Raw genomic sequence first — 18,211 nt, 5'->3', positions numbered from 1 at the left:
TATTATTGGCTATTCGAGATACCCTGCGGAGCATCCTGAACAATGGCCTCATGTGAAAGGGCGGGCTGCATTTGATCTTTAGGTCTGTCCAATAATGTTTTCAACCCCTTTTTCGTGGTTCTTCCCAGCCAATCTTCAACTCTATAAAGTCTGAAAGAAACAAGCACCACTACAGCAAAAACAATTGGCACTCCCCACAATGGAAGCGGCGTTAAACTTGCTAAACATTGAACCATCAATCCCTGGATAAGGTAGATGGTATAAGACGTATCCCCTATTCGGACTACCAGTTTATTAGTACCAGCCTTAATTCGGCTCTCCTGGGCGAGTATCACGGTAAAAAACAACGCCGCAATGATGCCCCATGAAAACCGCGGCAGTATGAGCGAATGCGCATAGTTTACAAAATCCCTGGGATAGCCCGTGGGGATCGTATATGCATCGCTGTTAAAAAGAGTAACAGCAAGCATCAACACGGCTAACCAAAGAACGATCTTGCTTTGAAGGTATTTGACCCAGTGCCTTTCCGTAATAAATGCCAGGTAGCCCAAAGCAAATGTCAGGTTAACCGAGGCGCCAATAAATTTGATCGTGTTTATGTTTGAATTCAGGGAGCGACAGACCAAAATAACCGAAACAAATAATACAAGATTGAACCAGTGGCGAACAGTACGAGTGAGAAGTAAACACCCGGCGATAAAGGCATAAAAGAATACTTCATGATTGAGTGTCCAGCCTATGAGCATTACGGGTTCCTTTGGATAAAACACCAGGGACAGCCACAGGTTCATGTAGCTAAACCAGGCGCCCGCAGCAATGAAGGTTCCGGCATAGATCAACGTCATCAGCCAGTAATAGGGAACAACCCTGCTAAACCTATTGATAGCAAAATTTGCAGCCCTTTTGTGGGGCGGCAATCTATCGATAGAGCTAGCGATTATATAACCGGAAATAACAAAGAAAAGGTCTACCCCAAAGTTCCCGCCTATCCAAAAGGGCGGGTTAGGCACGAATATCATGATGTGTAGCAACAGCACTAGCAGACAAGCTATAGCTCGTAATAACTGAATGGAAACGATCCTGTTCATTGATGAGTCAAATATAATATTTAATCCCTTCTTTAATCGTGTCCATATACCATCAAGTTGCCGCGGTTGTTGAGTTTCGCACCTGCAAGGATATGGCTAACATCAAAAAAGAAGCTTTGACAGCATAGCAATAAGCATAAAACATTTAGTAATTTGTAATTCTAAAATCATTCAGCTATGCGTATCGCTGCCTGCTTACTTGCACTCACGGTTATTGGCACTGGCTTGCACGCCCAGCCCCAAAAACTGCACAGGAAACCTGTTACTACCAATACGCAAAACACGCAGACCACCAGGACGGAAAACCTTCAACCGTTGAAGCGGAAAACCACCCGGCTCACCAGACTGAGTGACGCGGGCTATACGATGACCAATGAGGAACTAAAGCAGATATCAGAAACATACCATCTTTATAAGCGTGCAAAAGATGCTTCTGTAATGGTTACCATCGCAGGCAGTTCGTACGCTGCTATTGCAAAGACGCAGGGCGCCACCGCCGAGGGCGTGCAAAAAGCGCTGAATGTACTGGGCTTTTACCAGGTAAAACCGGGGCTTGCAGCGTCGAGACAAGCCGAAATGCTGGCCGCTAAAATGCGTGGTGCCAGTTTCCTTCGCGCCAAGGTATTACGGCCGGTGATGTATGTTGCTGCCGCTGTAGCGGTATACGAAGTGTACCAGGGTATAAACTCCGGTACGAATCCCAAAGGCGGAGCGATCATAAATGGAGAGCGATCATCGAAACATTAGATGGATCGAAGAAGTGTCAGGTGGTAATACCTTACAAAACGAGGAGGGATAAAAGTGAGCACTATCTTGTTATCTCTTGATACAGCATTTGCCTTAATGTATCTAACCTATTGTTTAAAGAAAGAAGCTCTCCATCTTTTTGTAAAATCAAATCATTAAACGAACCCATACCCGTATATATGTTTTGAATTTCTCTTTTAATCTCTATTGCATTTCCTGCTTTAATCTCTTCAACAAAATACCTAAATGTTTTCTCCCAATTTGGTTCGTATCCATTGTGGCATAATTGCATTATGTCTTCACATAAACTAAGTAATTTCATTCATTTACTTTTTCCGCCTTCGTTGGTGTTATTCACCAGCAACGATGTGGGCTGACACTAAGAAGATCTTATCAATGTAAGATACTCCCCCATTCTATGTTTACCTATACCGTATAGATAAAGCGTAGCGCACAGGAGTTCTATATCCCAACGTTATTCCTGAATATCTTAATGGCAATTGCCAGCAGTATCACACCAAAAAATTTCCGCACTACCAGTATGCCCGACTGCCCCAATAGTCTTTCGATAAGTGTAAGCGACCGCAAAATGACATAAACGATCACCAGGTTGATCAGGATAGCGATCAGGATATTATAGCCGCTATAAACAGCTTTCAGAGACATAATAGTGGTAAGCGTACCCGAACCGGCAATGATGGGGAATGCAATAGGAACTACGTTGCCCGCCTTCGCGTCCTTGTCCGCGCGGAATATCTCCATTCCCAACACCATCTCGAGCGCCAGAATAAATATCACGATAGAACCTGCGATAGCAAACGAGTGAATATCCAACCCCATGATGTTCAACATCTCCTCACCCACAAAAAAGAAAAGGAGCATTAGCGAACCGGAAACCAATGTAGCCTGCGCAGAACTGATATCCCCCATTTTCGTCTTCAACGTAAGCAGCAGGGGTATAGATCCCAATATATCGATGATGGCAAACAAGGTGAATGTTACCGTAAGAATTTGCGACAATTCAATACCTGATCCGAACATAGATGGCAAATATACGGTGCTTTAAACCGATGTATTATATGCCTGTGATGAAGCAGCACGTCGCTGGTTTCTATTCAGCGTTCTGTAGGTGTCAGGTGGTAACACCTGACACCACGCGAGTGATACATCATGAGTTTGGGTATGATTTTAATAGTATACAGTGCATAATCAAACGTTCATGACAAAAACTGCAATGCGTCTGCACCTTGTTTTCTGCCTGTCGATCAGTGCAGCCTTGTTTACCGGATGCGGTGAACAACATAATAACGAGCAAACTGCAACCTATACTGATACAGCCACTGTAGCAAAAACAGTTCCTGCAGCTAACCCCGATACCTTGGGTTTTACACTGCCGGTTCTCGACGCACTTTTTTATGAGGATGGATTTGAGGCCCAGCTCAAGTCAGAACTTCAACTGACCGATGAGCAGGTACAGAAGCTAAAGGAGGTTGCCCACGCTTCAGTGGCTAACCTTACAGAAGAAGGGCCTTATTCCGGCTCCACCAGGGCGGCAAATGCCTATTCCCGTGAACAAGTAAAAAATGTGATCGGCGAAGAAAAGACCAACCAGCTATTGCAACTGGTAGCAAGGCGATATGCCAACGGCGATACAGATGGACTCCTTCCCACACAACCCAATGCCATACCAACAGATACACGTGTTATTGTCAATATCCCTGCATTTAGGATGGACGTCTTCCAGGATGGGAAACTGTTGAAAACCTACCGTATAGGTATCGGTTATCCTGAATTCCCGCTACCCATAGGAATGCGCAGGGCAGAGCAGATTATTTTCAATCCGACATGGACACCGCCCGATGAACCCTGGGTGAAAGGCAAAGTGCAACCGGGTAAAAAGGTGGCCGCCGGCAGTAAGCTTAACCCCCTGGGACCTATCAAGATACCTATTGGTTTACCCAATCTTATTCATGGTGGTAAAGCGGTATCTAAGCTGGGCAACTTCGCATCGCACGGTTGCGTAGGACTGTCGAACCAGCAGGTGCAGGATTTTGCCGGCCAGTTATCTCAACTGTCGGGCACGCAACTGACAGTGGATAGTATATCTGGTTTTGAAAAAAATAAGACAGAAACGAAAAACGTAAAGCTGAATAAAGCGATCCCTGTAGAACTGCGCTATGAAACCATTGTTGCAGAAAACGGCAACCTTCATATTTACCGCGATGTGTATGAGCGGGGCACCAATACACAGGAAAATCTTACGGGTGTACTTGCGGTCTATGGAATAAAATATGAAAGTCTCAGTGAGCAGGAAAAGGCAGCCATCACACAAGCATTAAACGCGATGAACCAGGATGCAAAGGGCGAGCCGATAGCCGGTGTCGGTAATAATGCCAACGCAACCAACGATACATTGTCAAAAAACAGTGAGGACACTGCCACTGACAAGAAGGAACGGACAAAAAAAGGAAAAGTGACCAAAGCTGTGAAGAGGCAAAAAGAGATCGTGGTGCCCGTCGGGGCGCTAGCCGGAAAAGGCTACCCTGCACCGGTTAGCTTAGATTCAGGTGCGAAAAGTACCGTGACAAGGCATTGATCGTAATAGACGATCAAGTACTCGAAATAAATGCAAATAGCAACATGCCTGGCAGACAGAAGATAACCGCTAAAGGCATCTGGGAAGTCACAAAGGATACATTCAAGGGGTTCTCAGATGATAAGATCACAAAACTGAGCGCGTCATTAGCATATTACACTGTATTCTCAATGGGGCCGCTTTTGGTAGTCATTATTGCCCTATGTGGTCTCTTCCTCGAAAAGGAGGCGGTAGAGAACAAAATATATTTCGTCCTGGAAGATTTTGTTGGGAAAGACACTGCATTACAATTGCAGCAGATCATACAAAATGCAGGCATAGGCGACAAAGGCACCATAGCAGCTGTTGTAGGTATTGTCGTCCTTCTACTCGGTGCCACCAGCGTTTTTGGGGAGATACAAGATTCTATTAATTCTATCTGGGGCCTGAAGCCTAAGCCAAAACGCGGTTGGCTTAAAATGTTACTGAACCGTTTCCTATCGTTTTCTGTCATCATCAGCCTCGGCTTTCTGCTGCTGGTGTCCTTAGCTATTACCGCTGTTATTGAAGGACTAAGCGCGCGCTTACAGGCAAGCTTTCCGGATGTCGCGGTAGTGGTATTTTACATTGTCAATCTCATCCTGACGCTGGGCATCAGCACGCTTATATTCGCGGTTATCTTCAAGGTTTTGCCAGACGCCCGCATCAAATGGAAAGATGTATTCGCAGGTGCGTTAATTACCGCGGTTCTTTTTATGATCGGCAAGTTCGCCATTTCATTATACATATCTCAGACAAAAGTTGGCAGTACTTACGGAGCTGCGGGGTCGCTTGTAGTGCTGCTGGTATGGGTGTACTATTCTTCTATTATCCTTTATCTCGGAGCAGAGTTTACAAAGGCTTATGCTGTCAAATATGGATCAGCCATACACCCCAATGACTATGCCGTTACGTTTAAAGAGGTTGAGGTAGAAACAGGGAAGGAAACTGTACAGGAGAAGGAGGAGAACAAAAATGACGAATAAGAATTGCCCATGAAGAATTGTTTCAAAGAAACATTAAACAAACCCTTATTCAACAAAAATAGCCGACGATTAGGGACATAAAAAAAGTCCTACATTTCTGTAGGACTCTTCTGGTGACCTCGTCAGGATTCAAACCTGAAACCTTTTGATCCGTAGTCAAATGCTCTATTCAGTTGAGCTACGAGGCCATCCCGTTTTTTATTGGACTGCAAAGATAGGTAATCACTTCAATTTTCCAAACACTGTTTCGAAAAACTTCTGAAAAATATCCCGAGATAGCTGAAAACAGGAGTACTTTCGCGCCATAACCTGCTTCAGGAATGCATATAGAAATATGGTCTATTGGAAAAGAAAATGATTCGTTTATCGACGAAGGCATTCGCTATTACTTCCAAAAAACAAAACCATATAACAGCGTTGAACTATGTATACTTCAACCACCTAAAAAACTGGCCACAACAGACATAGAAAGGGCCAAGCAGGTAGAAGAAGAGCTGATACTCAAAAAACTGCAGCCACAACACTATCTCGTATTGCTTGATGAAAGAGGCAAACAGTTAAACTCAATTCAATGGTCGCAACAGTTTCAGCAGCTAATGAACCAGGGAACGAAAACACTGGTATTGCTGATAGGCGGTGCATACGGTGTGAGCGACAATGTGAAGAAGCGGGCCAACCAGGTATGGTCTTTGTCTCCATTAGTATTCCCGCATCAACTGGTGCGGCTCATTCTGGCCGAACAGGTATACCGCTCGTTCAGCATACTAAATAATTCTCCCTACCATCATTCATAAAAACGTATTTTAGTCCTTTAGCACCCGGTACATGAGTTATACACTGATCATAGTTATCATTACTGTTATTATATCCTATTCGGCTTTCTCTAACGACCAGCTCTATAATAAGTTCATACTTTGGCCTAAGAGAATGGATACGCCAAATGAATATTACAGGCTATTGTCTTCAGGCTTTATTCATGCCGACTGGATGCACCTGATCTTCAACATGCTTGCCCTATACTTGTTCGGAAGGTATGTAGAGGATTATTACGAAAGCCTGAATAAGCATTTTCTTTTTATCGTTTTATATCTCGGCGGGGTTATCGCTGCTTCCCTGCCATCTTTTGCCAAGCACAAAGATGATGGCTACTACCGGTCGCTGGGAGCTTCCGGCGGTGTCGCAGCTGTGCTATTTTCGTTTGTGTACTTTGCCCCCTGGGAAACCATTTTGATATGGTTCATTCCCGTACCGGCTATCATTGCGGCAATAGGTTACCTGATATACTCGGCATATATGTCACGCAAAGGCATAGGAGCTGTCAATCACGATGCACACTTCTGGGGTGCTGTGTATGGCTTCGTGTTCACGCTGCTGTTCGATCCCACCCACGGCAGGATATTCCTCGAGCAGGTAACGCACCCAACCTTCAATTTTTAAAGCGGGGTAAATTCGATCTTAATAACCTGCGACGTTTCATTCTTTACCTTGAAACGTTCATCGAGGCGCATGCCCGCGATCCAGGCTATACGTTTATCGCATTCCAGTACCCAGAGCCTTTCTTTTTGGTGTACGGGTATTTTCTGGTCAATGAAAAACTTAGCCAGCTTTTTTTTCTTCATGCCCATACCCAGAGGATAGAAATAATCGCCCTGTTTCCAGCGGCGTAGTGTAGCAGGTAAGGTCAGCTTATGGGCATCTATATAGGCAATATTATTATCGGCAGGTATAGATTGCGGCGTTTTAATAACAGAGAAATTAAACCTTCCGGAGTCTGTTTCTATGGTACATGGAAAACCCTCTACGATAATAAGATCAGCTGCGGCAGTCTCCTTTACCGTTATGATCAGGAAGTCGCGGTTTTTAATAACCCTGTGTGTTGGCGAGTCGATGAAATGCCCTGATTCTGAAGAGCACAGATCTATCACCTGCGGAATTTGTTGCGGCGTATAACCAAATGGCTTGAACAGTTCGTAGCAAATAGTGCCTAGCGGTTCGCGATGAATAAGTTTTAAGATGGGTATGTAATGATCGCGACCACGCTTTTCGATCAGTTTCTTTCGTTCTTGCTCGATTGCCCGTTGATACAGCTGCTCAGCCTGCGAAAAACGGGTTATGCTTTCGCTAACCTTGTCTATTGCATTAGGAAAAAGTTCTTCAGCAACAGGCACTAGTTTATGCCGCACTGCATTGCGCAGATAATCGTCGGAAGCATTAGAGGCATCATCACGATACGAAATGTTGTTATCAGCAGCGTATTGTGTTATTTGCTGCCTGGTAGCAAATAGCAGGGGACGAACAATAGACCCGTTCTTTTCCGGAATGCCATGAAGGCCTGCTATGCCCGTACCCTTGAACAGATTCATGAGCAGTGTCTCTACGCTGTCGTTGGCGTGGTGTGCAGTTGCGAGCACCGAATAACCATACTCTTCACGCACCTGGTCGAGCCATTCATACCGGAGAATACGCGCTGTTTCCTGGATGCCTTTTTTCCATTCGTCAGCACGCTGTTGTGTATCGAAGCCAACGGAATGAAATGGAATATTGTTTTGCTGCGCCCAGCCACTTACTAGCTGTTCGTCTTTATCAGCCTCTACCCCACGCAACCTGAAGTTGCAATGAGCGATCGCAAATGGGATATTTGCCCGGTGAAACAGGCTGGCCATCACCATAGAATCAATACCACCACTGACCGCCAGGAGCACTGGCTTGCCATTGGTAACAAACTTCTTCTCTATCCAGTTTTTCTGAAACGCAGTTAACAGCTCCATTTTAGTATACCAGGTCTTCGTAAGCACTTTGCAATTCGCTATAAGCATGCATGTCGCCCTGCGCTTTGGACACCTGCATACCCTGTTCGTATATGGCAATTGCCTGTTGCTGATCGCCCGCACGCTCCAGCAACTTAGCCAGGTGATAATAGGTGGCTACATACGTGGCATCGAAAGATAGGTTCTTTTCAAACAATTGCCTCGCAGCTGCTTCATCGCCCATCTTTACATATTCCAGCGCAAGGGCATGGTTCAGAAAGCAATCGTTAGGTGAGGCTTTCAGGAAATCCTGTAGTTTCTGTATTCTTTCGCTCATCGGGGTAAAATTAGTACAAACACCTTTCAAAATAATAAGGGCTGCATTTCGCAGCCCTTATTGCAGTATTTTAATTGATCCTTATTTAGCGATCACCAGTCGGGTCTGAAGTTTCAGATCAGTTTTAGTTGCGCTGTAAATAACTGAGTACACGCCATTTGCCAGTTCTGCTGTGTTGATGTCAACCATTGCAGCGTTGGCAGTTTGTACGGCAATCACCCTACCCACGGCGTCTACGATCATCACTTGTCCATTTATGTCCTCTACACCTTCAAACGAAACCGTAGCTTTATTCTGAGCCGGGTTAGGATGCACGCTAATTGCCAGGTTTGAACCAGATACAACCTCATCTACCGCAGTTGGCCAATCAACGTTGAAGTATTGCTTAAAGCCGCAGCCAAAGTCACCATTGAAATATCCGTTCATAGCCAAAGAGCCGTTGCCGTTTGAACGTTTTACGTTGATAGAACCAATACCGGGGTTTTGCGGATAGCTTGAATATAGCCACCAGTTAACGCCATCGCAGCCTTCGTCTGTTACTTCCAGCATATAAGCGCCGGGGCCGAGTTTCACCGTGTCAACATAGGTAGTTGACGTATTGGTGTTAACTCGTTGAGCTACGACATTTCCTTGATGATAGATCTTCCAGCTGGTTTCGCTACCGTTGCTGCCTACACTGCCATTCGTTTTTAAAGTAACATAAAATGAAGTTGGCCACATAGGTGCAGCAGCATATGTGCTCGACATCTTGTCGTTGGTTTGATCAGCGTCGGTTTGTCCGTTCACCTTGGTTATTTGACAAGTAAACGTGTTTGTAGTACCAGTTGCAGAACGCAGGTCCCAAACTTCAGGCAGGGTGATCTCTGCCTCGGCCAAAGGTGCGATAGAACCTTGCCACGTATACGTTGTTACCACATTACCGTAGGTAAACTCAATTGAAGTGATGGTAGTAGAACCTTCATTTTTCACTTTAACAATTGGCCTGGCTGTATAAGGATTGCTGCGGAAGTGCATTTCGTCCTTGCTTGGAGCAATGATATCTTCCAGCGAAGCATCCAGTTGCTTATTAAATCCACCATAGTAATACACAGCAGCTTCTGTTGTGTAGCTACCCAGGCTGCCGCTACCGGTATACGCTTCAAAATCAATGTCTACATCGTAGTTGTTGCCACCGGCAACGTTCAGGTTGTGCACATTGGTACGAACAAGACTACCAGGGCACCAATTGCCACGGTTGAATACCCACGTACCGTTTTGAGGGTAGATCTCATTGACACCACAGTCTTCACGCCAGATATCTTTCTGCTCGGTCATATTGCCATTCACCTTTACCTGGTAATACTTCTTGCAAAACTCCGAACAGTTAGATGTAGCGTCTCCGCCGTGACCAGTAATATTGAGCTTCATTTCAGTGCTGGCGGCACCGGCAGGAGCTGCTTTGCTGAAAGTAGTAACCTTAGTGTCAATGGGATTAGCACCATCACCATACGTGAAGCTGCCATGCCATAGGCGTTCGACACCTAATACATCACGCGGACGGGTACCTTCTATAAACGCGAACTGGACAGTACCGGTAAAGCCACCAGACCAACCTGAGAAGTGGATACGTACAGTTGCGTTGTTTTTCAACACAGGGTACATATCGGTCACGTCATACACATAACGACCTTTCCAGTTGGCGTTAAGGCGTGATGAGTTTGCATAAGGCGTGATCAGGCGTCCCAATTCCAGCGTATCGCCATTGGGCGTCATCAGGAAATTTTGAACGGTATAGTCCCAGTCAGCACAGTATTGCGGAGTACCGGGACAAGCATATTTGCCCAACGTAAAGATCATATAGATCTTCCTATAGCTTTTGCTGCCATCGGGAAAAGTCAATAAAGAATCGGTGTTAGTAGGAACGGTCCCAAGCCAGGCATCGGTCTGACCCTGAACCCAGGTAGTATCGCCGGGGGCAGCTTTGGCTACCACACACGGAAGGAACGCAAGCAGAAATAAGTAGACAATCCTCTTCATTAAATCTTGTTTAAAAAAGTGAAAGACAAAGTTAAATATTTATGGCTGAGTTAATATAATTTCCCTTAGTCTTCGGCAAGCTCCCGATATAATAGTACCTTTGCGCACTAATTTCAAATTATGCCCGGATTTACCGTAGCCATAGTAGGCCGTCCCAATGTCGGGAAGTCCACGTTATTTAACCGTTTGCTGGAGCAGCGCAAGGCCATTGTCGATGACATGAGTGGCGTGACGCGTGACAGGCAGTATGGCACAGCCGACTGGAATGGTAAAAATTTCAATGTGATAGACACCGGCGGGTTTGTGGCTAAATCTGAGGACGTTTTTGAGCGCGAGATCAGGAAACAGGTGCATATAGCCCTGGACGAGGCCGACCTGTTGCTTTTTGTGTGCGATACAGTAACCGGAATTACCGACCAGGACGACGAAATGGCTGACATTATGCGCCGCTCTAAAAAGCCTGTTTTGCTGGTTGTTAACAAGGTTGACAACGCAGAACGTGCCCTGGATGCTACCGAGTTTTACTCGCTCGGATTTGAAAAAACATTCTTTCTTTCTTCTATCTCAGGTAGTGGCACCGGCGAGTTGCTGGATGAAGTGACCTCACACATTCCTGAAGAAACTGAAGAAGACCAGGAAAAAGGCGAGGAAATACCCAAATTTATTATCATAGGTCAGCCAAATGCAGGAAAATCCACCCTGCTGAACGCAATGATCGGCGAAGAAAGGACCATCGTTTCTGACATAGCAGGCACAACCCGCGATACCATCCATACTCATTACAAACAGTTCGGCAAGGAGTTCATGCTGATAGACACTGCTGGTCTGCGCAAGAAAAAAAACGTGCACGAAGACCTGGAGTTCTATTCTGTGATCCGTGCTATTCGCGCCATGGATGAAGCTGATGTTTGTCTTATCGTGATAGACGCCGCCCAAGGTATGACCGCGCAGGATGTAAACATCTTCAGCCTGGCTACCCGCAAAGGCAAGGGCGTTGTACTGCTGATCAACAAATGGGACCTGGTAGAAAAAGAAACTAATACTGCCCGCGATTACGAAAAAGCGATCAAACAAAAGATAGCGCCGTTTACCGATGTACCGGTGATCTTCATCTCTGCCACAGAGAAGCAGCGTATCTTCCAGGGAATGGAAAAGGCGCTTGAAGTGTATGACAACAGGCAACGCCGCGTTGCAACTTCGAAGTTGAACGAGATAATGCTGAAGGAGATCGAACGCTTCCAGCCGCCAATGACCCGTGGCCATGCTGTTAAGATCAAATTCGTACAGCAAATACCTACAGTGGTGCCATCGTTCGCATTTTTTGCCAACTACCCCGACGCTATAAAAGATTCATACAAGAACTTCCTCGAAAACAAAATACGTTCCCACTTCAATTTCAGTGGCGTACCTGTAAGGATATTCTTCCGTAAAAAATAGTATTGAGTTAAACTAAGACAAGTGAAAACGAAGAAACTGAAACGAGATAAGGTCAACATCATTACTCTTGGATGCTCCAAGAACATGGTGGACAGTGAAGTGCTGAGCGGACAACTCAATGCTAACGGCATTAAGGTAGCACACGAAAGCGAAAAGCTGGATCATAATATCGTTGTGGTAAACACCTGCGGCTTTATTGACAAAGCCAAAGAAGAAAGTGTAAACACCATACTGGAACAGGTAGAATTGAAGCGCGACGGCAAACTGGACAAAGTATATGTAACAGGCTGCCTGAGCGAACGGTACCGTCACGACCTGCTGAACGAGATACCTGAGGTAGATGCATGGTTTGGCACTATGGAATTGCCCCTTATCCTGAAACAGTTCAACGCAGACTATAAACAAGAACTGGTAGGCGAACGTTTGCTGGCTACGCCAAAGCACTACGCTTACCTGAAAATATCAGAAGGTTGCAACCGCACGTGTGCATTCTGCGCTATCCCGCTGATGCGCGGACAACACGTTTCAAAAACCATTGAAGAAGTAGTAGCTGAAGCTAAGAAGCTGGTGCAAATGGGTGTGAAAGAGATCATGCTTATTGCGCAGGAACTTACTTACTACGGCCTCGACATTTATAAAAAACGCGCCCTGTCAGAACTGCTGAAGCACTTATCTGACGTACCGGGACTGCACTGGATACGTCTACACTACGCCTACCCTTCTAAATTTCCACTGGATATACTGGATGTGATGCGCGAGCGCGATAACATCTGTAATTACCTCGACATGCCGCTGCAGCATATCTCTAACAATATGCTGAAAGCCATGAAGCGCCAGATGGAAACGCAGGAGATATATGACCTGGTAGCAGCCATCCGCGATAAAGTGCCAGGTATTGCCCTTCGCAGTACGCTTATTGCCGGTTTCCCAGGTGAAACAAGGGATGACGTAGAACAACTGAAGAAATTCCTTGAAGATGTACGCCTCGACCGCGTTGGTATCTTTACCTATTCTCACGAAGAAAACACCTCTGCTTACGACCTCGCCGATAACATACCAGCTGAAGAAAAAGAAGCCCGTGCACAGGAGATAATGGAAGTGCAGCAGGAGATCTCTTTTGAAAAGAACCAGGAGAAGGTTGATAAAGAATTCAAGGTACTTATTGACAAAAAAGAAGCTGGTCGCTATCTTGGCAGAACAGAATTTGACAGTGTTGAAGTAGATAATGAAGTTATCATTAACAGCGACACCTCTTTGCCAATAGGTGATTTTGTCAACGTTCGTATTACCAAAGCGTACGACTACGACCTGGAAGGTGAGGTGATCTAAAAAACACCCTGCTTATGGTAAAAACCGCTTTTTACCTTGGCTTACTTATACTGCCCTTACGCTTGTTTGCCCAGGCAAAGCAAGACACTATACACGTGTACTTTGACCTCGGCGTCTCCGCTATTAAGCAAACAGAACAATTGAAGATAGACTCACTGGTCTATTACGATGTGTTGCAGCCCGGAAAGAAGCTGGGTATTATTGGCTATGCTGACTACTTAGGTTCTGAAGAAACAAACGTCGGCCTATCTGAAACGCGTGCCGGCAATATCAAAACATACCTGCTGGGCATGGGATTTCACGAGAGCGATATCGAGATGGTCATCGGTAAAGGCGAGGTAAAAAGAGAAGTGGAGAATGGCACGGCAGGATATCGTGAAGACAGGCGGGTTGATATTATTCCCGGCGGTTTTAAGGCAGCTCCAGCCAAGGCTTTACCAGCTTCAGGTAAAACAATCGATCTGACCAAGGTAAAAACTAATGAGACACTCAGACTGGAGAATATTTACTTCGTAGGCGGCAGCCACCAATGGTCAAAAAAGTCTGAGCCTGCACTAAACACTTTACTAGCTGCGCTAAAACAACATCCAACAGTTCGCATACGTATAGAGGGGCATATCTGTTGTGAAAGCGACCAACCTGACGGTTTGGATATTGAGACTGGAAAATTCAATTTATCGACAATGCGGGCCAAAGCGGTCCGCGACTACCTTGTCGAAAACGGAATCGATGTAACAAGACTGGAATATCAGGGATTTGCACGTACCAGGCCGCTACGCGAGCCGGAACGCACAGACGAAGATGAAATGCTGAATCGTCGTGTTGAGATCCGGGTATTAAGCAAGTGACATCAGAAACATACCTCCTTATGGTAAAAACAGCTTTTTGCCTTTGCCTGCTTATACTGCCCTCCTACTTGTTTGCTCAAGCCAGGCAAGACACCATCAGCGCGTACTTTGATCTCGGCATATCCGCTATTAAGAAATCAGAACAATTGAAAATAGACTCGTTGGTCTATTACGATATTTTGCAATTCGGTACAAAGCTGCGGATTATCGGTTACGCCGACTACGTAGGTTCTGAAGAAGCAAACGTTGAATTATCTGAGGCCCGCGCAAACAATATCAAATCATACCTTATTAGCTTGGGTATGAGCGATCAAGATATTGAAATGGTGATTGGCAAAGGCGAAGTAAAAAGAGATGTGCCTAATGGAAATGCAGGTTATCGCAAAGACAGACGTGTCGACATTGTTCCCGGAGGATTTCAACACTCACCTGATACTCCGAAGAAAACACCGGCGAAAACCATTGATCTCAGCAAGGTAAAAAAGAATGAAACACTACGACTTGAAAATGTTTATTTCGAAGGCGGTTCTCACTATTGGTTAAAACAATCTATCCCTGTTCTGGAACAGTTATTGGCTGCGCTACAGCAACATCCTACAGTGCGAATACGTATAGAAGGCCACATTTGTTGCGACCGCCCGCGTGACGGTATTGATTTTGAAACCGGCGAATTCGAGCTTTCTACACAACGAGCTAAAGCAGTGCGCGATTACCTTGTAAAAAACGGCATCGCAATAACAAGGCTGGAATACCATGGCTTCGCACGCACCCGGCCACTCAGGGACCCAGCTGAAGACCAAATGATGAACCGTCGCGTGGAGATCCGCATACTTGACAAGTGATCTAAAGATCAATATCACCGTCATAACCGGTCACATACATCTTATCAATCTTATCGAATAAGCCATCTCTGGAGTATGCAGTTATTACTGCTTTGCTACGAAAGGGAATAAAACCTGATTCACGCAACAAAACTTCTTCCTCATTACTGTTGGCTTGTATGCGGATTGTACTAATTCCGTCAGTGCACGACACTTGTTTCAAAAATGATTTTAACACTGTCTTGTCGGAAAAACAGTAATCGTAGATGTTCAAAACTTTTCCGGCAATACTAGTAATTGCGTAACTGCGATCATCGTCAGGCGACGTGTACATCTTTGCTTTCTCCCGGAGACCTGCAGGCACATTGAGCCGCCATTGCAGGAATGCTTCATCATGCTTTATATGGGGTAATAAAGTTTCATTTTCTCTGCGAACGATCCTTTGTGAAATACTATGTTCATTTGCTTGCAACCATTCGCCCGTATTTGCCCGCAACCTTAGCTCGTTGTACCTTCTCAAAACCGGGTTAGCTACAGCAGTTGCAACCTGCAACACCGCTTCGGGCAGCCTGCTTCCCTTTAGCTGCAATAGATGATCTGCTTTGACAGGGAACATCATGACGCGTGGCCCTTCCAGCATTTTGTAACCGAGAGAACGTTTGTATTTGATGGAATCGATAGAGGGCGTATTGCCCAGTATTATCGGAAAAGTGTTTGAAGCGTAGATCTCCAGTGCTGCACCAATACCCAATTCCCTATAAGCATCTTCCACTTTAAAGTTGCACCCCCAAACACAGTCATGTTCTTTTCCGTCGACGATTAGCCTAGCAGGGATATACCCTATTTGACCAACAACTTCATTCCCTTTTTTGCATAATAAAAGATTGATGCTGCCGTCGGAACGTTGACCATACTTCCATTTATTGTATTCGTAGTTGCTCCGCGTAACCGCATTAGGCCAATTTCTTGCTACGAAATCCTTGTGCGCTTGAGTATCTATTTCCGTTAGAAAAGAAAAGCTGAAACCTCGGGCTTCGAGCATGGATATTATTTTGGCTGTATTGCGCATAGTTAGCTGGCCGTTACGGTTGCGCCGGCCCATGAAAAACCAACGCCATAGCCAGCCAATAGTATTTGCTCACCAGCTTTGAACCGTTGCTGATCCATGGCATCTTTAAAAGCCAAGGGGATCGTACTGGAAGTTGTGTTACCGAGCTGCTCGATATTGCGGATGAATTTTTCGGCAGGTATTTTGATCTTTTTGCGCAGGTATTCGAGGATGAAATTATTTGCCTGGTGAAAGATGAAATGGTCAACATTGTCCAGCTCAAGATTGTTTTTCTCAAGCACTTGCTTTATCAATACGGGAACTGATTGTATGGTAAATGTGAATACGTTGTTGCCATTCATATAGAGGTATGAATCGCACAATACATTACCATACTCGTCGAAACTTTCGGTGTAAGTTTTATTGAAATGTTTGCCGGCTCCTTCTTTAACTATCAAATTCTCTGCACCGCTGCCATCTGTACCAAATACGAACCCATTTAGCTTGAATGCACCTGACGCTGTTGTTACAAGTGTTGCGCTGGCGGCATCGCCAAAAATGACCTGGTTGGCCTTATCGTTAGGATGAATGAACCGGGAGAAAATATCGGCAGTAAGCAACAGCACGTTTTTCGCAATACCGGAATCTACCATTCCCTTGGCCATACCAAGACTATAGACATAACCGGAACATCCCATATTAATGTCGAGCGCACCAGTAGTAGTTGAAAGGCCCAAAGCATTCTGTACGATACAGGAAGTAGATGGGAGGTAATAATCGGGCGTTTGCGTGCAAACAATAACAAAGTCGATAGCAGACTTGTCTATACCGTATTCGGTGAACAACTTTTCAGCTGCACGTATTGCCAAATCAGATGTCGATTCATCCTTTGCGGCAATATGGCGTTTTTTAATACCGGTTATCTGTTCCGCTTTATCGATATCACCATTCGGATACATTTCTTTCAATGTATCATTGGTGAGTATCTGCTGCGGTGTATAATACGATATCCCGGATATATATGCCATAACTTATGACCTGGAAGAAACAATACTGTAAATATCAGCTACCCTGGTGCACGATTTCATGTCCACATCAGACAGCTTAACGCCATAATTCTCATCTACCATCGCGATTACACATAATGCCAGCAGGGAACTCCACTCACCAATTGTGCGAAACTCGGTGTTGTGGTTAATAGCAGCGATATCTGTCTCCATGAACTGCTCTCGAAAAAGGCTTAAAAATTTATCTTCCATGCTCCTGCAAATTTAGATAGTCTGAAATTGTAGTCAATTCTATTTCCTTCTTGTTTACGTGATTTCCCACAACGTCAACAAAACGTTTAAAATTATCAAGATTCTCTTTTCTGAAGCTAAACGCTCCGGGATGTCCTGCGATCACCAATGGTTTATTGTGTTTCACTGCCCACTGGACTGCATCAAGGGTATTTTGTCCAAATTCCATGGCATGTTCAGGAACGAAATGAAAACCTCCTGAACTGTAGAACTGTCTATTGAACCGCAATTTCTGACTCTCTCCATTCCAGTCTGCCAGCTTCTGCCACAAAGGACGGTAGTTGACACGCACCCAGCGATAATTATGTTTTTGCAGGTAACCCGCCACACCACCAATACTTGCGCCGGGAAACACCGGGTACACCGCGCGATCGCCTGCACTAAACGCCAGCTTTGAATACCAGCTCATAGGCCGGTCATGCGGCAACACAAAGCCTTTCACCTGGTAGTTGTCGCCTATGCAATCCTCCAGAATGAATTTACTTCTCTCTACAGTCTTCTCCAGTTGGTATGGTGTAAGAAATGGAAGCCATTCATGCTTCCAGGAGTGTGAGGCTACTTCATGTCCTTCGGCCGCGATCTTTTGCACCACATGCCTCACATCAAATGGAGCGACAGACTTTTCGGCCCCAAAGCCCACAACAGCAAATGTGTACTTAGCTCCCAATTCCCTGGCCGACTGCAAGATCAAGTTGACATTAGCCTCCTCTTCGAGACAGGCCTCGAAAACGTAATTATATGGTTTAGTGGCTGTTATGCGCGCTATGGGCGTATCATAATCCCACACTAACATCAACTTCGTCATTTACCAGAGGATTGGAATGCACTACAAGATAGCCCGGAAGCGGCTTATAACAAAATACGATAAGCTTGAATATCAGGCTCTAGGAGTGCT

At 45.3% G+C, this 18,211-nt stretch carries 19 protein-coding genes and 1 tRNA gene; 9 read left to right on the top strand and 11 right to left on the bottom strand.

Annotated features, from left to right (window positions below; all coding sequences use genetic code 11):
* Positions 1–2: 2 nt before the first annotated feature.
* Positions 3–1,088, bottom strand: a complete 1,086-nt coding sequence (locus tag P2W83_RS12695) for an acyltransferase family protein (protein ID WP_276134116.1) — start codon at positions 1,086–1,088, stop codon at positions 3–5.
* A gap of 177 nt (positions 1,089–1,265) precedes the next feature.
* Here P2W83_RS12695 and P2W83_RS12690 point away from each other — a divergent pair, with 177 nt between their 5' ends.
* Positions 1,266–1,835, top strand: a complete 570-nt coding sequence (locus P2W83_RS12690; protein ID WP_276134115.1) for a hypothetical protein — start codon at positions 1,266–1,268, stop codon at positions 1,833–1,835.
* Between the two features lie 61 nt (positions 1,836–1,896).
* Here the strand turns inward: P2W83_RS12690 and P2W83_RS12685 are convergent, their stop codons facing one another.
* Together P2W83_RS12685 and P2W83_RS12680 are read right to left on the bottom strand one after the other, a co-directional pair.
* A complete protein-coding gene (locus P2W83_RS12685) occupies positions 1,897–2,157 on the bottom strand; it encodes a DUF6966 domain-containing protein (RefSeq protein WP_276134114.1) in 261 nt (86 codons plus the stop codon).
* A 140-nt stretch (positions 2,158–2,297) separates the two neighbouring features.
* Positions 2,298–2,876 (bottom strand): MarC family protein, encoded by a 579-nt coding sequence (locus tag P2W83_RS12680; protein ID WP_276134113.1) that lies wholly within the window; start codon positions 2,874–2,876, stop codon positions 2,298–2,300.
* Positions 2,877–3,054: 178 nt separating this feature from the next.
* On the opposite strand from P2W83_RS12680, the gene P2W83_RS12675 reads away from it, so the two are divergent.
* On the top strand, positions 3,055–4,431 hold the full coding sequence (locus P2W83_RS12675; RefSeq protein WP_276134112.1) for a L,D-transpeptidase: 1,377 nt from the start codon (positions 3,055–3,057) through the stop codon (positions 4,429–4,431).
* 44 nt (positions 4,432–4,475) lie between these two features.
* Positions 4,476–5,435 carry a YihY/virulence factor BrkB family protein gene (locus P2W83_RS12670; RefSeq protein ID WP_276134111.1) on the top strand — a complete coding sequence of 320 codons (960 nt, stop codon included), beginning with the start codon at positions 4,476–4,478 and terminating at the stop codon, positions 5,433–5,435.
* A gap of 111 nt (positions 5,436–5,546) precedes the next feature.
* On the opposite strand, the gene P2W83_RS12665 is transcribed toward P2W83_RS12670, so the two are convergent.
* Positions 5,547–5,623, bottom strand: a tRNA-Arg gene (locus tag P2W83_RS12665).
* A 132-nt stretch (positions 5,624–5,755) separates the two neighbouring features.
* On the opposite strand from P2W83_RS12665, the gene P2W83_RS12660 reads away from it, so the two are divergent.
* The gene (locus P2W83_RS12660; protein ID WP_276134110.1) at positions 5,756–6,229 is read left to right on the top strand and encodes a 23S rRNA (pseudouridine(1915)-N(3))-methyltransferase RlmH; all 474 of its coding nucleotides are present in this window, start codon (positions 5,756–5,758) and stop codon (positions 6,227–6,229) included.
* A gap of 31 nt (positions 6,230–6,260) precedes the next feature.
* Positions 6,261–6,872 carry a rhomboid family intramembrane serine protease gene (locus P2W83_RS12655; protein ID WP_276134109.1) on the top strand — a complete coding sequence of 204 codons (612 nt, stop codon included), beginning with the start codon at positions 6,261–6,263 and terminating at the stop codon, positions 6,870–6,872.
* Here P2W83_RS12655 and tilS read toward each other — a convergent pair.
* The 3 genes from tilS to P2W83_RS12640 all read right to left on the bottom strand — a co-directional run bounded on the left by tilS (position 6,869) and on the right by P2W83_RS12640 (position 10,535).
* Positions 6,869–8,203 (bottom strand): tRNA lysidine(34) synthetase TilS, encoded by a 1,335-nt coding sequence (gene tilS, locus P2W83_RS12650; protein ID WP_276134108.1) that lies wholly within the window; start codon positions 8,201–8,203, stop codon positions 6,869–6,871. The two genes, P2W83_RS12655 and tilS, sit on opposite strands and share 4 nt — an antisense overlap.
* Before the next feature lies 1 nt (position 8,204).
* Complete coding sequence (locus P2W83_RS12645) at positions 8,205–8,519, bottom strand: tetratricopeptide repeat protein (RefSeq protein WP_276134107.1); 315 nt, start codon at positions 8,517–8,519, stop codon at positions 8,205–8,207.
* 81 nt (positions 8,520–8,600) lie between these two features.
* Positions 8,601–10,535: a peptide-N-glycosidase F-related protein gene (locus P2W83_RS12640; protein WP_276134106.1), complete on the bottom strand. Its 1,935-nt coding sequence runs from the start codon at positions 10,533–10,535 to the stop codon at positions 8,601–8,603.
* A gap of 120 nt (positions 10,536–10,655) precedes the next feature.
* Here P2W83_RS12640 and der point away from each other — a divergent pair, with 120 nt between their 5' ends.
* From der to P2W83_RS12620, 4 genes are read left to right on the top strand one after another with little or no spacing between them, the layout of a single operon-like run.
* Positions 10,656–11,972 carry a ribosome biogenesis GTPase Der gene (der, locus tag P2W83_RS12635; protein ID WP_276134105.1) on the top strand — a complete coding sequence of 439 codons (1,317 nt, stop codon included), beginning with the start codon at positions 10,656–10,658 and terminating at the stop codon, positions 11,970–11,972.
* A 21-nt stretch (positions 11,973–11,993) separates the two neighbouring features.
* Positions 11,994–13,301, top strand: coding sequence for a 30S ribosomal protein S12 methylthiotransferase RimO (rimO, locus tag P2W83_RS12630; RefSeq protein ID WP_276134104.1), 1,308 nt, complete (start codon positions 11,994–11,996; stop codon positions 13,299–13,301).
* A 14-nt stretch (positions 13,302–13,315) separates the two neighbouring features.
* Positions 13,316–14,149, top strand: a complete 834-nt coding sequence (locus tag P2W83_RS12625; protein ID WP_276134103.1) for an OmpA family protein — start codon at positions 13,316–13,318, stop codon at positions 14,147–14,149.
* Between the two features lie 20 nt (positions 14,150–14,169).
* Positions 14,170–14,991: an OmpA family protein gene (locus tag P2W83_RS12620; RefSeq protein ID WP_276134102.1), complete on the top strand. Its 822-nt coding sequence runs from the start codon at positions 14,170–14,172 to the stop codon at positions 14,989–14,991.
* Between the two features lies 1 nt (position 14,992).
* Here the strand turns inward: P2W83_RS12620 and P2W83_RS12615 are convergent, their stop codons facing one another.
* Genes P2W83_RS12615 through P2W83_RS12600 form a run of 4 tightly spaced genes read right to left on the bottom strand, consistent with a single transcriptional unit; the run spans position 14,993 to position 18,121 of the window.
* Complete coding sequence (locus tag P2W83_RS12615) at positions 14,993–16,012, bottom strand: hypothetical protein (RefSeq protein ID WP_276134101.1); 1,020 nt, start codon at positions 16,010–16,012, stop codon at positions 14,993–14,995.
* Positions 16,013–16,041: 29 nt separating this feature from the next.
* Positions 16,042–17,046, bottom strand: coding sequence for a 3-oxoacyl-ACP synthase III family protein (locus P2W83_RS12610; RefSeq protein WP_276134100.1), 1,005 nt, complete (start codon positions 17,044–17,046; stop codon positions 16,042–16,044).
* A gap of 3 nt (positions 17,047–17,049) precedes the next feature.
* Entirely contained in the window at positions 17,050–17,277 is a 228-nt protein-coding gene (locus tag P2W83_RS12605) for an acyl carrier protein (protein ID WP_276134099.1), read from the bottom strand.
* Positions 17,267–18,121, bottom strand: coding sequence for a polysaccharide deacetylase family protein (locus tag P2W83_RS12600; RefSeq protein ID WP_276134098.1), 855 nt, complete (start codon positions 18,119–18,121; stop codon positions 17,267–17,269). The genes P2W83_RS12605 and P2W83_RS12600 overlap by 11 nt, the downstream gene beginning before the upstream one ends.
* Between the last annotated feature and the right edge of the window lie 90 nt (positions 18,122–18,211).

The sequence above is a fragment of the Polluticoccus soli genome (assembly GCF_029269745.1).
GTDB lineage: Bacteria > Bacteroidota > Bacteroidia > Chitinophagales > Chitinophagaceae > Polluticoccus > Polluticoccus soli.
This window is presented reverse-complemented; position numbering and strand designations above follow the sequence as displayed.

What these genes read in the sequence shown, in the direction of transcription:
- P2W83_RS12620 (WP_276134102.1), top strand. Translation starts at nt 14,170, where the DNA reads ATGGTAAAAACAGCTTTTTGCCTTTGCCTGCTTATACTGCCCTCCTAC.
- P2W83_RS12685 (WP_276134114.1), bottom strand. Translation starts at nt 2,157, where the DNA reads ATGAAATTACTTAGTTTATGTGAAGACATAATGCAATTATGCCACAAT.
- P2W83_RS12645 (WP_276134107.1), bottom strand. Translation starts at nt 8,519, where the DNA reads ATGAGCGAAAGAATACAGAAACTACAGGATTTCCTGAAAGCCTCACCT.
- P2W83_RS12675 (WP_276134112.1), top strand. Translation starts at nt 3,055, where the DNA reads ATGACAAAAACTGCAATGCGTCTGCACCTTGTTTTCTGCCTGTCGATC.
- tilS (WP_276134108.1), bottom strand. Translation starts at nt 8,203, where the DNA reads ATGGAGCTGTTAACTGCGTTTCAGAAAAACTGGATAGAGAAGAAGTTT.
- P2W83_RS12615 (WP_276134101.1), bottom strand. Translation starts at nt 16,012, where the DNA reads ATGCTCGAAGCCCGAGGTTTCAGCTTTTCTTTTCTAACGGAAATAGAT.
- P2W83_RS12605 (WP_276134099.1), bottom strand. Translation starts at nt 17,277, where the DNA reads ATGGAAGATAAATTTTTAAGCCTTTTTCGAGAGCAGTTCATGGAGACA.
- P2W83_RS12680 (WP_276134113.1), bottom strand. Translation starts at nt 2,876, where the DNA reads ATGTTCGGATCAGGTATTGAATTGTCGCAAATTCTTACGGTAACATTC.
- der (WP_276134105.1), top strand. Translation starts at nt 10,656, where the DNA reads ATGCCCGGATTTACCGTAGCCATAGTAGGCCGTCCCAATGTCGGGAAG.
- P2W83_RS12695 (WP_276134116.1), bottom strand. Translation starts at nt 1,088, where the DNA reads ATGAACAGGATCGTTTCCATTCAGTTATTACGAGCTATAGCTTGTCTG.
- P2W83_RS12690 (WP_276134115.1), top strand. Translation starts at nt 1,266, where the DNA reads ATGCGTATCGCTGCCTGCTTACTTGCACTCACGGTTATTGGCACTGGC.
- P2W83_RS12670 (WP_276134111.1), top strand. Translation starts at nt 4,476, where the DNA reads ATGCCTGGCAGACAGAAGATAACCGCTAAAGGCATCTGGGAAGTCACA.
- P2W83_RS12600 (WP_276134098.1), bottom strand. Translation starts at nt 18,121, where the DNA reads ATGACGAAGTTGATGTTAGTGTGGGATTATGATACGCCCATAGCGCGC.
- P2W83_RS12610 (WP_276134100.1), bottom strand. Translation starts at nt 17,046, where the DNA reads ATGGCATATATATCCGGGATATCGTATTATACACCGCAGCAGATACTC.
- P2W83_RS12640 (WP_276134106.1), bottom strand. Translation starts at nt 10,535, where the DNA reads ATGAAGAGGATTGTCTACTTATTTCTGCTTGCGTTCCTTCCGTGTGTG.
- P2W83_RS12655 (WP_276134109.1), top strand. Translation starts at nt 6,261, where the DNA reads ATGAGTTATACACTGATCATAGTTATCATTACTGTTATTATATCCTAT.
- P2W83_RS12660 (WP_276134110.1), top strand. Translation starts at nt 5,756, where the DNA reads ATGCATATAGAAATATGGTCTATTGGAAAAGAAAATGATTCGTTTATC.
- P2W83_RS12625 (WP_276134103.1), top strand. Translation starts at nt 13,316, where the DNA reads ATGGTAAAAACCGCTTTTTACCTTGGCTTACTTATACTGCCCTTACGC.